The following is a 15,251-nucleotide window of genomic DNA, read 5'->3' as shown; positions in this document are numbered from 1 at the left end:
TACATTGTTGATCGACGAGATCAAGTACCTCTTTCGCCGAGCGCGTGCGCTGTGTAACACAATCGTAACCGAATTGTAATATTTTCCATTGTTACAGTTCTGTGACAAACGCTCAATGGAAAGACTAAAATAAAGCCACGGGCAACGACCTCCGCGCGGGGCTCAAAGCCCCCTGACATGCCACCCAACGTATTGCATCAGCTCACATAATCAAACGGAGCGGAGGCGACTCCCCGTTTGGGAAACGCCCCGGACAGCCTTGCGCGGCACGGCGGCCGACATGCAACGGTTCGAGACCGTGTCAAAAAGGATGGTAAAATTCAGGCAACGGAAGCCGCAGTTTCAGATCTGCCGATTCAGGACGAAAAAAGGCCCGGCCGGAGCGCGGAAATTCCGCACCCCGGTCCGGGCCGGGAGAACCTTGGCCATTCGTCTAGAAGCCGCGCACGCACTCCATGAGATAGGTGGAGACCTCCACACGGCAGACGCCGTTTTCCACGATGAGGCGCACGTTGTTCTCGGGAATGAGGGCCATATCCTCGGCAACGTCCAGCCACTTGCCCTCGACCCAGTCGGGGGTCACGCCGTTGGCTTCCATTTCCCGGACGGGATAGCTCTCGGCCACAACCCATTCATCGTCTTGCACAGCAGGCATATTTTTGCTCCCCGACCGTCCGCGGCGCGCCGCGCCCGTCCGGCCTCACGTTATTCGTTCACGAAAAATGCTTATACGTATTCGCGCCTGTTCTGCCCCAGCAGGCAGAACGCTTCATAGGTGATGGTCCCGCACCACCCGGCAAGGTCCTCGGGAGTCACGGGGTTGTCTCCGGGACCGCCCAGGAGCCACGCCTCGTCGCCCGGAAGGACATCTTTCCCTTCACCCATAAGGTCTGTCACGTCAACCGCGGTCATCTGCATACACACCCTGCCCCGGATGGGCACGCGCCTGCCGTGGATGACCATCTCGCCCCGGTTGGACAGGGCGCGGCTGTAGTTGTCGGCGTAGCCCACGCCGACAATAGCCACCGTGGAGTCGCGTTCGGCGGTGAAAGTCCAGCCATAGCTGATGGATTCGCCCTTCTTCAGCGGATGGACCTGCATGACCGGAGCCGAGACCTCCATGGCGGGCATGAGCCGCCCCGGCAGGGTCTCGCAGCCTCTCCCCTCAAGGGGATCGCAGCCATACAGGCCGATGCCCAGGCGCATGGAATCCAGGCGGCAGACGTCGTGGATCATGCCTCCCGCGGAGTTGGCCAGGTTGGCCTCCACCTCGAATCCGGCCTCGGCCAGTCCGTCCAGGGCGGCACGGAACCGCCGGGCCTGCAAGGCCACATCCTGCTCACGGCCCGGTTCATCGGCGCGAGCCAGATGGGAGGTGGCCATGACCGGCGTAACCCCGCTCCCCTTGAGCAGGGCCGCGACCTCGCCCACTTCCTCGGGAAGAAAGCCGAGGCGGCGCATACCCGTGTCGAACTTGAGCCCGATCTCCAGGGAACCAAGCTCCTCGGACACGGCCAGGACCCGCCTGAGCTGGGCGAAATGGGATATGGGGGTCAGGATGCGGTGGCTCCACAAAAGACGGATATCCTCGTCGGAGACCGGACCGAGCAGGGCCAGGATGCGCTTGTCGCAACCCGAATCGCGCAGCTTGGCCGCTTCATGGACAAAGCCCACGGCGAAAGTCGTCGCGCCGTCCTTTTCCAGGGCGTTGGCCACCTCGACAAGCCCGTGCCCGTAGGCGTCGGACTTGATGACCGGGATGACGTTATCGTGGATTCCGGCGAACAGGCGGTAGTTGTGGCGAAGGTTGTCCAGGTGGATGCGCACGCGCAGTTTGTTGTAGTCGATCATCATTTTCTCTTGAACAGTTTCTCAAGATCGGAAGGCGTCCAGCGCAGGACCACGGGCCTGCCGTGCGGGCAGAACTCGCGCTCGGGCGTCTCAAGCCAGGTCTCCAACAGAGCCAGGGCCTCGTCCACGGCCAGCGGCTGATTGGCCTTGATGGCGGTCTTGCAGGCCATCATGGTCCACAGGTCGTCCAGCCCCCTGGCCTTTTCGGCCAGGGCGTCCTTCAGATACTCCCGAGCCTCGCCGGTTTCAAGGGTCGGGGGAATTCCCCTGACCAGAGCTTTGGCCGGACCGTCCATCTCGATGACAAAGCCCATGGCGCGCAAATCCTCGCGCAGGGAGGCCAGAACCTCGGCCTCGCTGGGGTGCAGGGGCAGCTCCAGGGCCAGGGCCAGCGGTTGGGAGTCACCCTTCCTGCGCTGGTCGCGCATGGCGGCGAGCAGAACCCGCTCGTGGGCCGCGTGCTGGTCCACCAGGAACATGTCGGCCCCCCGGCGCAGGACCAGATAGGTATCGGCGATCTGACCGAGGTAAGTGTATCCGCTGCCCGCAAGGGACGCGGGCCGCAGGGCATCCGGCCCGGGTTCGCGGACCTGGTCCGGGGCGTACCCGTCCGGCCGCTCTGTCGGAACGAAGGGCGCTGGCGGCGGTACCGGAAGGTCCAGGGAGCGCGCCCGGTCCTCCTTGAACGCCTTGTAGGTGGAAAATTTCGCTTCCCCGAACCCTTCTGGTCGATGGCTGCCCCCGGAGCGTTCCTCGGGACCTGTCTCCCGGAAAACAGAGCCCGCGCCGGAAAAGGCGGCGGGAGCGGGGTCGATACGGGGTTCCGAGGCCGGGAATCCGAAAGCGGTTTCCTCATCCCGACCGGACAGGGCCTGAAGCACGCCCGAACGGATGACCGAGAAGACGCGCCGCTCATCGATGAAGCGCACTTCGAGTTTGGCCGGATGCACGTTCACATCCACCTCGTCGCGGGGCAAATCAAGGAACAGCACCATCTGCGGATATTCGCGGGACAGGAGCATCCCCTTGTACGCCTGACGCACGGCCGAAAGCATGAGCTTGTCCTGCACCGGGCGGCCGTTGACGTAGAGCAGGATGCGGTCGCCGCGCCCCTGGGCCGTGTTGGGGGAACCGGCCACGCCGCTGGCGCGAAAGCCCTCGCGTTCACAATCGAAAGGGCTGAGGCTTTCGCAAACGGTCGGAGGCCAGAAGGAGGCGAGCCGGTCGGCCAACGCCTGGCCGGGCGGCAGGCGAAAGAGTTCGCGTCCGCCCACCGTCAGGGAAAAGCCGGTATCGAGGTGGGCCAGGGATGCACGCATGAGCACATCCTGGCAGCGCCGGTTCTCGGTGGAATCGGTTTTGAGAAACTTGAGCCGGGCCGGAGTGGAGGCGAACAGGTCCCGGACCTCCACACGGGTGCCGGCGGCCAGCGCGGCAGGCCCCTCGGCATGAACCTCGCCCGCGCGCACCTCGATGAAGGCGGCTTCGGCGGCCCCGGCGGCGCGGGAGGTCATGATAAAGCGGGAAACAGACGCTATGGACGGCAGGGCCTCGCCCCGGAATCCGAAAGAGCCTATGGAGGACAGATCGTGAAAATCGCGGATCTTGCTGGTGGCGTGCCGGGTCACGGCCAGGTTGAGCTGACCGGCCGCAATACCCGCTCCATTGTCCTGAACCACGATGAGGGAGCGGCCGCCCTGCTCTACGGTGACGTCCACGCGGGTCGCCCCGGCGTCCAGGGCGTTCTCCACCAGTTCCTTGACGACGCTGGCCGGACGCTCGACCACCTCGCCTGCGGCGATCTGGTTCTTGAGCCCCGGAGGCAATACGCGAATTTCAGACAATGCGGTCATATCCCCATAATTGTAACCATCACGCACGGCGACGCAACCCGGTTCCCCCGGATTCGACGGCCGCGCCTAGAAAGTCAGCAGGTCGAAGCCGACTTCGAAGCGGGTGTCGTTGGACTCCTGGGAAAAGACGAAATGGAGCGTGTAGCACTCGGCCGCCCAATCCAGGTAGAGAGTGCGTTCCAAATCCTGCTCGTCCACGAAGTCGTGTCGGTACCGCGCCCCAACGGTCACGGCCTCGTTGATTTCCCATTCGCCCTCCATCCTGATGATGGACATGGAATCCTCGCGGGTGCGCTTGTACTCGTCCAGGCTTTGCAGGAAATCGTAGCCAACGGTTATCTCGCCCAGGCCGCTTTTGTAGAAGCGAATAGAGTTATCGCTCTGAGTCATATCGCCCTTGTACGGCGAGAACCAGTTGCGGGTCACGAAGTCCACGAAATTGGCGGGCTTGATCCGCAACTCGGCCATGACATCCGAAAACGGCCTGCGCTCGTAACGATCGCGCTCGTCCATTCGCTGGGACTCGCGGATGTCGTAGGTCTGCTCCACCCGGAAGCGCAGGAAGTCGAGATAGTCGCGGGCCACCTTGGCGGCGGGTTCGCCGCTCGATCCAGGCGAGAGGACCACCTTGTCGCGCCGCCGGTCGAGAACGCTGGTCAGGGAATAGGTCACTTCGTTTCTGCCCTCCACCCGGTCGTAGGTGTCAAAATAGGGCAGCTTCTCCTGGCCTGTGGCGTGGGACGCATACACGTAGTCCACTCGGGGCATGATGGAATTCTTCAACCGGGTCCAGCGGGACGTCCCGGCCAGACTGGGATCGGCCTTGGGGACTTCGTCCATAGCAAAGGTCCGGGTCATCTCGGAAAAGGCCGAAAAGCCACCGGTCCACGTGGTCCTGGTCTGGAAGCCGTCCTTGATCTTGGTGGTGTCGATGACCTCGTCCCGGCCGCCGGTGCCGACGACCTCCAGGTCGCCCACGGACTCGCGGTGTGTCAGGGAGTAGGCCGTATGATCCAGGGAAATCGATGGAATGACCGTCAGGTAACGGCTTGTCATGGGGTACTTGAGCTCGGGAGTAAGCTTGATACGGTGCCCCGAATCCCCATATTCGCGATGGAAGTAATCGTACTTGGCGTCCATCGCCCCCTCGAAACCGGCGCCCAGCGACTGCTGGAAGGCGAACGCGTTCAGCTCGGGCAGGATTTGAACGGTCGGATTCATGCTATCCGGGTTGTTTCCGTTCCGATAGGCCAGGTTTTGGTCGTACTGGGCCAATCCGACCACGCCGAAACGGTCCCAACTGCGGCTGACGTAGGCCTTGTTCAGCCGGTGCAGGGAGTCCTTGTTCTCGATGTCGCGGCCAAAGACGTCGAGGAACTCCTCGCGGGTCTTGTCGAATCCGGTGGGTCCGTCCTGAAAATCGCGCAGGTAATTCTGGTCCGAGACCATGTCCAGGTCGAGCTTGATCTTCCACTGGGGACTGCCGAGCCAGCCGTCATACTTGCCACGCACCCACCAGCGGTCGTGGTTCTTGCGGGTCAGCCCGTCGTCCCGGTAATCATCCCACTCGTCCTCTTCCTTGGCCGCGCTGATATTGTCGCTCAGGAAATCCGCCTGCCACAGGCCCCGGGACGAGGCGTCCTCGGTGTGGCGGAACTCGACGCCCTGCATATAGCCGCGCTTGCTCATGAAATTCTGGTAGAAAGTGGCGTCCATCTCGTCGTTGATGACCCAGAAATACGGCAGGTTGACCTGAATACCGAGTTTTTTCGAGCTGGACAGATAGGGCATGAGGAAGCCGGACTGGCGGTCCCCCCGGCCGGGCAGGACCATGTAGGGCCAGAAGAAGACCGGCACGTCCTTAACCCGGAAGGCCGAACGGTACAGCTTGATGCGCCCGTCCAGGTCGATGTCGCCCTCCTCGGTGGTCACGGACCAGGCAGGCTTCTCGCCCGCGCAGGAAGTCACCTTGGCGTTCTTGAAGGTGTAGGAATCGCCCACGGCCTTGCCCACGCGCTCGGCCTCGACGTAGATGTGCGGTTTGGCCATGAACAGCTTCCCGTTCTTGAGCCAGCCGGTCATATTGGTCAGGTCGAACTCGCCCTCGTCCGCCTGGAGGAAGTCGCCGCCCCAATGGGCACGGATGTTCCCCTTGAGAAATACCCAGCCCGTGGACTGGTAGTAGCGCGCAAAGTCCGCGCGAAGCTGGTCGTCGCCCAAGCTCAGGGAGACGTTGCCGAACGCCTCCACGTATTCGCTTGTGTGATCGCCCGAGACCCGGTCGGCGGAAAAGGTCCACTCGTTCCCGGCGGGAGCCTGGGCAGGAGCGTCCGGCACGTACTTCCGGACCCTGTTCAGGTCCGGCGACTGGCCCATGATCGTCCACGGCAGGCATAACGACAGGACGAGTAGCGCCCCGGCGGTCAGCGATATGCGCGACAGCTTGAGTTTCAAAAAGAAGTCCCCCGGCTACCTGGACTTGAGGTACCTGTCGTCCTTGTCCAGATAATTCCGGACGTAATCCATGGCCCCATCCTCCAGGCTCGTCATCTCGACGGTACAACCGGCGGCCTTGAGCTTGTCCATGTTCGCCTGAGTAAAGTATTGATACTTGTCGCGAATTGTCTCGGGCATGGGGATATACTCGATGGACGGATCGCGATTCATGGCGGCAAACACCGAATTCGCCAGGTCGTTCCAGGTCCGGGCGGTTCCCGTGCCCACGTTGAAGATGCCGCCCTTGTCGCGGTTCTCCAGGAACCAGGCCATGATGTCCACGCAGTCCTTGATGTAGACGAAGTCGCGTTTCTGCCCGCCATCGGGATACTCGTCCCGGTAGGACTTGAAGAGCTTGAGCTTGCCGGTTTCAAGAATCTGGGCGTGGGCCTTGCAGATAACCGACCGCATGTCGTCCTTGTGATACTCGTTGGGACCGAACACGTTGAAGAACTTGAGGCAGACGATCCGGTCGAGAATGCCCGCGTCCTTGGCCCACAAGTCGAACAACTGCTTGGAATAGCCGTACATGTTGAGGGGCCGCAGCCGGTCGATGCCGCCCTCGTCATCGTCGAAGCCGAACTCGCCGTTGCCGTAGGTGGACGCGGATGAAGCGTTGATGAACCGAGCGTCATGGGCCATGCAGAACCGGCAAACATACTGCGTGTAGCGGTAGTTGTTCTCCATGAGAAAATCCGCGTCGCGCTCGGTGGTGGAGGAACAGGCGCCCATATGAATGACCGCCTCGGTCTTGAACGGGTCCTCGCCTTCCAGAATGAACTTGAGGAACTGATCGCGATGCAGGTAGTCCTGATATTTCAGCCCCACGAGATTGTTCCACTTCTCGCTGGTGGACAGATTGTCCACCACCAGGATGTCGTCGATGCCCATGGTGTTGAGCTTCCAAACCATGGCGCTGCCGATGAAACCCGCGCCGCCGGTGACAATATACATGGCTACTCCTTGCTGCCTCAATGACGCCGAGAGGCGTAAACGTCTCTACATACTGTGTTCACGGCCCGGACGCAACCGCAAGGACCGCTCCCTACTCGCGGGCGCGAAACATACCTTACGTCACTTATGATGTTTGTCTCTAACGCGGCGACCGCTCCCTACTCGCGGGCGCGAAACATACCATTTATAATTTGCTTCACTCCACTTGCTTCCCACCTACGTTATGCGTATATAATGAGAATAATGGCTTCTATTACATTGATTCAACGCTAGTCAACAACCTCTAAAGGAGTGGAATCATGACACAATCCAGAAAACCCATTTTATTAATGCTTGCATTGATGCTGACTTTCTCGTTCGCGTTCGCCGCAACGGCCAACGCCAAGATGGTCAAAAAAGTCGACAACTTCATACTCTTCCTCGACCAGTCAGGCTCCATGGCCATGAGGAACGCCGACGGCGTCAAGAAAATCGAGAAAGCGAAGAGCGACATGCAGGCCCTGAACGCCGCCATCCCGGCCCTTGATTACAACTCCGCCGTTGTCCTGTTCGCTCCGTTCCAGGTGCAATGCCCGCCCAAGGCATACTCCGAAGCCACAGTTTCGGCGGCCATCGATTCCATTAACACCGACTATGAGATCTTCAACCGCCGGACCCCCATGGGCACCGGCCTTGACGAGATCAACCCGACCCTCGGCAAGATGTCCGGCAAGACCGCCCTCGTCATCTTCACCGACGGCGAATCCAACTACGGCGCCGACCCGATCGCGGTAGCCAAGAACATGTACGCCAAGTACGGCAACAACCTGTGCGTCCACGTGGTCAGCTACGCCGAGACCCCTGAGGGCGAGGCCGTGGTCGACGGTATCCGTGCCGCCTTCCCCTGTTCCGTGCCCGCCGACGGCGCCACCTTCACCGACGCCAACGCTCTGAACAAGTACGCCATGAACGTCTTCTACACCGAAGTAGCCGAGCCCGCTCCGGCCCCGATGGTCGTCGCTCCGGCTCCGGTCCCGGCCAAGGAAGTGGTCACCTTCAACCTGAACTTCGGCTTCGACAAGTACCAGATCACCGATGAGATGATCCCGGTTCTGGAACAGGCCAAGATGATCCTGGAAGAAGATTCCTCCGCCTCCTACGAGATCTCCGGCCACACCGACGCCACCGGCACCGAGGCCTACAACCAGGGCCTGTCCGAGCGTCGCGCCAATTCCGTCATGAAGTGGCTCACCGACAACGGCGTTAGTGCCGACCGTCTGGAGTCCAAGGGCTATGGCGAACTCGCTCCCAAGTATGACAATTCCACGAAGGAAGGACGCAAGCTCAATCGTAGGGTTGAAATCCAGACCAAATAGAGGTAAAGCGCATATAGGTTGGGCGGCATACCGCCGCCCAACCCTTTGCTCTGGTTGGAAGGATTCAACGCCATGCACAAATTTTTCGTTTATGCCTCACTGGCCGTTTTTCTGACCGGGGCTTTTTTTGCGGCCTCTGTCCGACCCGCCTGGGCGCAGGACCTCGCCGCGATTTCTCCGGGCGACGCCTCCACCCCCGTCCGAGTCGAGAACATGCCGGCCTTCCTGGACACGGGACTGGCCACAAAGAAAGCCGACTTCACGCGATTCGCCCGATCCAGGGCCAAATCGCTTGACCGCAATCACTGCCAGGCGCGCTCGCGAATGCAGATCACGCAGCAGCCGGATGGTTCCTATCTGGCCCGCTTCCACGCCATCGACATGGACTCTATCGTCACCAATGTTCGCCGTTCAAAATCCAAAACCGTTCCGTTCGTCGGCGTCATGCGTTTCTGCGAACTGGTCATGGAAGCCAAGGCCGACTCCCCGGACGCTTGCCGGGCAGCCGAATTCACAGCCGTGACCGTCATCCCCAACCGCCAGATCTTCAGCTACAAAAAAGGCTCCTGGCAATAGTCCGATTCTTTGTTATCCCTGCGGGCGGCTCGCTCCGCTCTTTACACTCGTCCTCGCCTCGGCACACCCGAAACGCCCTGCGGGCTCGCGGTGCTGGACAAAGCCGTGTTTCACGGGATCGGACGCGCCGCAAACGACATTCAAGCGCCCCCGGCCTGTCCTAGGTTGAATAACGCCCCTCTTCAAAGGCAAAGGGCTGAGCACTGGACAAATCCTCGCCGCCTTCACATCACACCGAATACCGAGCAACACAAAACCTAGGAAACACCATGGACGGAAAAAACCGCAAGAATATCAAACCGGGTCAAAAGGTCCGCATAGTGCTCAAAAAGGACCAGCGGACAGGCACGCTCACCGAAGGCGTTGTCGCCACCCTGCTGACCAAATCGCCCACACACCCTCACGGAATCAAAGTCCGGCTCGCCGACGGCCAGGTCGGTCGCGTAAAGGAGATACTGGAATAGAATTCCGCCTTCGACACTCGGCGGAGACGAAGGAAAACCTTTCCATACGATTTTTCATGCCAAACGCCTTGTCGAGGTCTTACCCCCCTCTAGCCGGCGCCCCCTTTCTTCTCCTAGCCTCGCGTAACCTACGCGCGTGTGCGGCCGTCATCGCGCCGCGCACGCTCTTGGCGAGTCGCCCGATAGCGTCTGAACTGATTGAATGCGTGAGTTGGCAACAGCTTATTAGCACCCTGCGCCCCCCTGTCCGGGGCTGCTCTCGTTCAACCTCGCGGACCCCGGCCACACAAAGGAAGCCTGGGAGGCGGGGGAACAAACTCACTGCCCAGCTCTCCATCCTCGGTCAAACGCCCTCTCCCGCCCCTCTCCGCCGCGTAAACTTCTGCTTTCTGACCACATCTCCCGCCCGACCAAACAGACGCTCACACATACGTTTGTCGCCCGCATACGCTTGCGTGGGCCGGAAATGTTTGGACAGCATGGAGATCACGTGTGGGATCAATGGGAAACGTGACCGCCAAGTCATGCTCAAAGGCGGCGGGAAGCTACCCTGGGCTGGGTAACATGGAAGATCTGCCTGTTCTAACAACTGCCTGTCGAGTAACCAGTCTTATCCGGCGGCTGGCGTTTTGTCCGGCTGTTGGGCTGTGTGCGAATGGCGGCCTGTCCTGCAATGAACGGCCTGCGCGAAATACAGCTTGTCCGGCGAACGACTCGATTGGAGAGAGGCATGAGGGTGCCAGGTGCGCCCGCAGGGTTGTGAAGGCTGGGCGTTGGGCAATAAAAATACCATGTCGGACTCCCAAGTTTTGCTGGTAACAGTACCAGTGAAACCCAAACCCAAGGGAGGCCGACATGGCAAAGCTCAAAGTATCATCTGTTCATCGGTTTGTTGAAGCGTTTTCCGGCGAGAAGGTATGGATAGGAGTGGACGTCCATAAGCTGAGTTTCAGCGTGGCTTTGCTCAGACCTGATAGTGCCGTGAAGGACTGGACTTGTCCGGCTGATGCAACAGCACTCACCCGGCTTGTCATGTCATTACCTGTTGAGGTTGGCGCGGTTTGCTATGAATCTGGACCGACTGGCTTTGAGTTGGCCAGGAGCCTCGAAGCAGAAGGTGTTACGGTTGTCGTTGCTGCGCCAAGCCGAATCCCGCGCCCCATTACCGCTACCAACAAGACCGACAGCCTGGACTGCCGCAAACTGGCAGAGCTGGCAGCCTCCGGCCTGATCAGACCAATCGCCATTCCTTCCGTTGAAGCTGAAGCCTTCCGTGCTCTTGAGCGTCGAAGGCATCAGCTCACCGACTCTCTTCGTCGAGCTAAACAACGGATTCGTTCACTTCTTCTTTATCTTGGAGCGCAGGAGCCTGCCGATCTGGACCATTGGAGCAAGGCTGCCATACTCACACTTCATCAGGTGGAACTTCCTTCGGGGGCAAAAGAGACTCTTGAAAGCTTGCTCGATGAACTGGAGTACTTCGCTTGTGCACAACGCAAAGTGGATCAGCGTTTGCGAATAAGCATCCGGGAACAAGACGAGGCAAGACGTATTGCCGCCATGAGGTCCGTTCCCGGCGTTGGCGAAGTCGTGGCCACGACTTTTGCGGCAGAGGTTTACCGCCCGGAACGTTTCAATCGCAGCGAAGAGGTGACAGCTTACCTGGGCCTTGCGCCAGTGATGCGGCAAAGTGGAGGCAGCAAGGGTAAGGCAACACTTCGCCCGGTCGGTCAAAAGCGATTACGAAGTTTACTGATTGAAGCAGCTTGGGTGTGGAAGCAGCGAGATGAGTGGGCCAGGGAGTTCTACAACCGAATTTATAGCCGACATGGTGTGGCACAAAAAGCAATAGCTGCGCTTGCTCGTAAATTGGCCGCGCTTTTGTGGAAGCTCAGCTTACCTGTAACGCAGTCGTGAACAAAGATCGCGGCGGGGCTTTGGTGGCGTAGACCACGAAAATAGAAATGGCGATCTTAAACTTGTAAAGTCCCCGTATAGTAGGTCCATTGCAAAGTAGAGACTTCTGGCCCAAACTGCGCCCAGGAGTTTCACATGCGCAAATCAAGATTCACTGAGCACCAGATCGTGCGGATTTTGAAATCCGTGGAAAGTGGACGGACGGTCAAGGACGTCTGCCGAGAGCACGGCGTGAGCAACGCTACGTACTACAAATGGAAGTCCAAGTACGGCGGCATGGAGGCGTCCGACATAGAGCGGATGAAAGACCTTGAGGCAGAAAACCGTAAGCTCAAGCAGAAGGTTGCGGATCTGAGCCTGGAAAACATGGCTCTCAAGGATGTCATCGAAAAAAACTCTGAGGCAGGTTCAGCGAAAACAGCTCGTCACGCACATGATCAGTGAGTTCGAGCTGAGCGTTCGCAAGGCTTGTGCAGCTCTCGGCGTCAGCCGGAGCTACTACGCATACAAGCCACATCCACGCGACTACAGTGCTGTCTCGCCGCCTTGACTGAACTGGCCGAGAAAAAGCCCACATGGGGCTTCAGTAAGCTTTTTGCTGTGCTTCGCAAGCAGGGGACCCCTTGGAATCACAAACGCGTCTGGCGGGTTTATTGCTTGTTGAAAATGAATTTGAAACGCAAGGCAAAGAAACGTCGCCCCCAAAGGACAAGGAAAGCCGTGGCCCAGCCGCTGCTGGCGAACCATTGTTGGTCGATTGATTTCATGCGTGACACTCTCTACAGCGGGCGGGCTTTCAGAACATTTAATGCTGTTGACGATTTCAATCGAGAGGTGCTTGCCGTGGAAGTAGACACCAACCTGCCAGCCGGAAGAGTGCTCAGGGTACTTGACCGGGTAGCCGAAGAAAGAGGTCGTTACCCGGAAAAGCTGAGGATGGACAACGGACCTGAATTTGCCAGTTCGGCCATGGCAGCCTGGGCTGATCAGCACGGTGTTGGGCTGGAGTTCATACAGCCAGGCAAGCCGACGCAAAACTCATATATTGAGCGTTTCAACCGGACCTATCGGGAAAGAGGTTTTGGACTTGTATATCTTCGATAGCTTGAGCGAAGTGCGTGAATGCACGGAGAGATTTATCAGGGAGTACAACGAAGATCGGCCTCATGAATCGCTAGGCGACATGACGCCAGTGGAATTTGCAGCCCAGAGGGCAGGGGGTACCCCCTGCCCTCTGGGCTCTCACCAAAAACGGCGGGAAGCCTCTACTACTAGCTGGCCCTAAGATGGGGGACTTTACAAACTGATTTACGTACCGAATAGGTACTTGGTGCCGTAGAGCACGAATAAGAAAAGGAATACAAACTAATAGCCGTTATGGTGAGGGTGGAGTCTGGCCTAAGAAATAGGGAAATCGAGTAAATAGGGAGTCCTTGACATGGGGCCGCATAAGAAAAGCCCCCGGTCAAAAAGACCGGGGGCTGAAATATTCCTTGGCGGCGACCTACTTTCCCACACGCTACCATGCAGTATCATCGGCGATGGAGGGCTTAACTTCCGGGTTCGGAATGGGACCGGGTGTACCCCCCTCCTCCTTGGCCACCAAGAAAATTTGGCGAACTTGGTGTTCAAATATATAGTCAATAGGGGAAGAGAGAATTCCTAATTTTGTTAAATAAGCCGCACGATCTATTAGTACCGGTCAGCTGAACAACTCGCGTTGCTTACACCTCCGGCCTATCTACCTTGTAGTCTTCAAGGGATCTTTAGGGACTTGCGTCCAGGGAGAACTTATCTTAAGGCGGGCTTCCCGCTTAGATGCTTTCAGCGGTTATCCTTTCCGAACTTAGCTACCCTGCAATGCCGCTGGCGCGACAACAGGAACACCATAGGTTCGTCCACCCCGGTCCTCTCGTACTAGGGGCAGACCCTTTTCAATTCTCCTACGCCCACGGAGGATAGGGACCAAACTGTCTCACGACGTTTTAAACCCAGCTCGCGTACCACTTTAAACGGCGAACAGCCGTACCCTTGGGACCTGCTTCAGCCCCAGGATGTGATGAGCCGACATCGAGGTGCCAAACCGCGTCGTCGATGTGAACTCTTGGACGCGATCAGCCTGTTATCCCCGGCGTACCTTTTATCCTATGAGCGATGGCCCTTCCATTCGGAACCACCGGATCACTAAGACCAACTTTCGTTCCTGCTCGAGATGTCTCTCTCACAGTCAAGCTCCCTTATGCCTTTGCACTCAACGGCTGGTTTCCAATCAGCCTGAGGGAACCTTTGCAAGCCTCCGTTACTATTTGGGAGGCGACCGCCCCAGTCAAACTACCCACCAGACACTGTCTCCACACCGGATCACGGTCATGGATTAGATACCTAAGTAATAAAGGGTGGTATTTCAAGGGCGACTCCACGCATACTGGCGTACACGCTTCAAAGTCTCCCACCTATCCTACACGTTATTAATCAAATACCAATGTCAAGCTGCAGTAAAGGTGCACAGGGTCTTTCCGTCCTTCCGCGGGTAACCGGCATTTTCACCGGTAATTCAATTTCACTGAGTCTCTGGTTGAGACAGCGGGGAGATCGTTACGCCATTCGTGCAGGTCGGAACTTACCCGACAAGGAATTTCGCTACCTTAGGACCGTTATAGTTACGGCCGCCGTTTACTGGGGCTTCGATTTAGAGCTTCGCTTACGCTAACCCCACCTCTTAACCTTCCAGCACCGGGCAGGCGTCAGTCCCTATACATCGTCTTACGACTTAGCAGAGACCTATGTTTTTAGTAAACAGTCGCCCCCCGATTCCTGCGTCTCAAATCCGCTCACATAGCTAAATGGTCACGGAATCGAGCACCCCTTATCGCGAACTTACGGGGTCATTTTGCCGAGTTCCTTAACCAGAGTTCTCTCAAGCGCCTTGGTCTGCTCGACCCACCTACCTGTGTTGGTTTGCGGTACGGTATGCATACGCTAAACTTAGAAGATTTTCTTGGCAGCATGGAATTAACGGCTTCAGTCAGTTTAATGACACGGCATCACGTCTCAGGCTCACAGAGCTGCGGATTTGCCTGCAACTCAACCCTACACGCTTGCACCGGGATATCCAACACCCGGACCGTCTATCCTCCTGCGTCCCTCCTTCGCACACGTATACATGTACAGGAATATTAACCTGTTTCCCATCGACTACGCATTTCTGCCTCGCCTTAGGGGCCGACTTACCCTGGGAAGATTAGCTTTACCCAGGAAACCTTAGGTTTACGGCGAATAAGTTTCTCACTTATTTTATCGTTACTCATGCCAGCATATTCACTTCTCATTAGTCCAGCACACCTCACGGTATACCTTCATCCCATCTGAGAACGCTCTCCTACCGCTCACAGCAAGCTGTGAACCCAAAGCTTCGGTACAATGCTTAGCCCCGTTACATTTTCGGCGCAGAATCGCTAGGCCAGTGAGCTATTACGCTTTCTTTAAAGGATGGCTGCTTCTAAGCCAACCTCCTGGATGTATCAGCAACTCCACCACCTTTCCCACTTAGCATTGATTTGGAGACCTTAGCTGTTGGTCTGGGCTGTTTCCCTTCGGCCACGGGCCTTCGCACCCATAGCCTGACTGCCACACATCATTTACCGGCATTCGGAGTTTGAAAGGGGTTGGTAACCTGGTGGGGCCCCTAGCCCTGTCAGTGCTCTACCTCCGGCAAACTAATGTGACGCTATACCTCAATATATTTCGGAGAGAACCAGCTATCACCGGGTTTGATTGGCCTTTCA

General features: G+C 58.1%; 9 protein-coding genes, 2 rRNA genes and 1 pseudogene (1 of these 12 cut by a window edge). 5 read left to right on the top strand and 7 right to left on the bottom strand.

Translation table 11 applies throughout. From position 1 onward, the window contains the following. Positions 1–433: 433 nt before the first annotated feature. From LF599_RS02330 to rfaD, 5 genes are all read right to left on the bottom strand, one after another. Positions 434–655, bottom strand: coding sequence for a hypothetical protein (locus tag LF599_RS02330; protein ID WP_272699213.1), 222 nt, complete (start codon positions 653–655; stop codon positions 434–436). 71 nt (positions 656–726) lie between these two features. Next, the gene (alr, locus tag LF599_RS02325; protein ID WP_269942867.1) at positions 727–1,851 is read right to left on the bottom strand and encodes an alanine racemase; all 1,125 of its coding nucleotides are present in this window, start codon (positions 1,849–1,851) and stop codon (positions 727–729) included. Beyond that, positions 1,851–3,704: a DNA mismatch repair endonuclease MutL gene (gene mutL, locus LF599_RS02320; RefSeq protein ID WP_279522148.1), complete on the bottom strand. Its 1,854-nt coding sequence runs from the start codon at positions 3,702–3,704 to the stop codon at positions 1,851–1,853. Before mutL ends, alr begins: the two co-directional genes overlap by 1 nt. Positions 3,705–3,770: 66 nt before the next feature. Next, positions 3,771–6,158, bottom strand: a complete 2,388-nt coding sequence (locus LF599_RS02315; RefSeq protein ID WP_279522147.1) for an LPS-assembly protein LptD — start codon at positions 6,156–6,158, stop codon at positions 3,771–3,773. A gap of 15 nt (positions 6,159–6,173) precedes the next feature. Further along, positions 6,174–7,154 carry an ADP-glyceromanno-heptose 6-epimerase gene (rfaD, locus tag LF599_RS02310; protein ID WP_269942656.1) on the bottom strand — a complete coding sequence of 327 codons (981 nt, stop codon included), beginning with the start codon at positions 7,152–7,154 and terminating at the stop codon, positions 6,174–6,176. A gap of 299 nt (positions 7,155–7,453) precedes the next feature. On the opposite strand from rfaD, the gene LF599_RS02305 reads away from it, so the two are divergent. The 5 genes and pseudogenes from LF599_RS02305 (at position 7,454) to LF599_RS02285 (ending at position 12,751) form a co-directional block, all read left to right on the top strand. Then, complete coding sequence (locus LF599_RS02305; RefSeq protein WP_279522146.1) at positions 7,454–8,509, top strand: OmpA family protein; 1,056 nt, start codon at positions 7,454–7,456, stop codon at positions 8,507–8,509. A 72-nt stretch (positions 8,510–8,581) separates the two neighbouring features. Next, positions 8,582–9,085, top strand: coding sequence for a hypothetical protein (locus LF599_RS02300; RefSeq protein WP_279522145.1), 504 nt, complete (start codon positions 8,582–8,584; stop codon positions 9,083–9,085). A gap of 269 nt (positions 9,086–9,354) precedes the next feature. Continuing rightward, a complete protein-coding gene (locus LF599_RS02295) occupies positions 9,355–9,549 on the top strand; it encodes a YwbE family protein (RefSeq protein WP_279522144.1) in 195 nt (64 codons plus the stop codon). A gap of 855 nt (positions 9,550–10,404) precedes the next feature. Further along, positions 10,405–11,466 carry an IS110 family RNA-guided transposase gene (locus tag LF599_RS02290; protein WP_279522143.1) on the top strand — a complete coding sequence of 354 codons (1,062 nt, stop codon included), beginning with the start codon at positions 10,405–10,407 and terminating at the stop codon, positions 11,464–11,466. 135 nt (positions 11,467–11,601) lie between these two features. Further along, a pseudogene (locus tag LF599_RS02285) lies at positions 11,602–12,751 on the top strand (IS3 family transposase). A 206-nt stretch (positions 12,752–12,957) separates the two neighbouring features. Here LF599_RS02285 and rrf read toward each other — a convergent pair. Further along, a 5S ribosomal RNA gene (rrf, locus tag LF599_RS02280) occupies positions 12,958–13,073 on the bottom strand. Positions 13,074–13,137: 64 nt separating this feature from the next. Then, a 23S ribosomal RNA gene (locus tag LF599_RS02275) occupies positions 13,138–15,251 on the bottom strand (it continues 820 nt past the right edge of the window).

The sequence above is a fragment of the Pseudodesulfovibrio thermohalotolerans genome, from assembly GCF_021353295.2.
GTDB lineage: Bacteria > Desulfobacterota > Desulfovibrionia > Desulfovibrionales > Desulfovibrionaceae > Pseudodesulfovibrio > Pseudodesulfovibrio thermohalotolerans.
Note: the sequence above shows the minus strand (reverse complement) of the source record. Positions and strands in the feature narration are given on the sequence as shown.

Coding starts and splice junctions, on each gene's coding strand:
- LF599_RS02330 (WP_272699213.1), bottom strand. CDS start 655: ATGCCTGCTGTGCAAGACGATGAATGGGTTGTGGCCGAGAGCTATCCC.
- alr (WP_269942867.1), bottom strand. CDS start 1,851: ATGATCGACTACAACAAACTGCGCGTGCGCATCCACCTGGACAACCTT.
- mutL (WP_279522148.1), bottom strand. CDS start 3,704: ATGACCGCATTGTCTGAAATTCGCGTATTGCCTCCGGGGCTCAAGAAC.
- rfaD (WP_269942656.1), bottom strand. CDS start 7,154: ATGTATATTGTCACCGGCGGCGCGGGTTTCATCGGCAGCGCCATGGTT.
- LF599_RS02305 (WP_279522146.1), top strand. CDS start 7,454: ATGACACAATCCAGAAAACCCATTTTATTAATGCTTGCATTGATGCTG.
- LF599_RS02300 (WP_279522145.1), top strand. CDS start 8,582: ATGCACAAATTTTTCGTTTATGCCTCACTGGCCGTTTTTCTGACCGGG.
- LF599_RS02295 (WP_279522144.1), top strand. CDS start 9,355: ATGGACGGAAAAAACCGCAAGAATATCAAACCGGGTCAAAAGGTCCGC.
- LF599_RS02290 (WP_279522143.1), top strand. CDS start 10,405: ATGGCAAAGCTCAAAGTATCATCTGTTCATCGGTTTGTTGAAGCGTTT.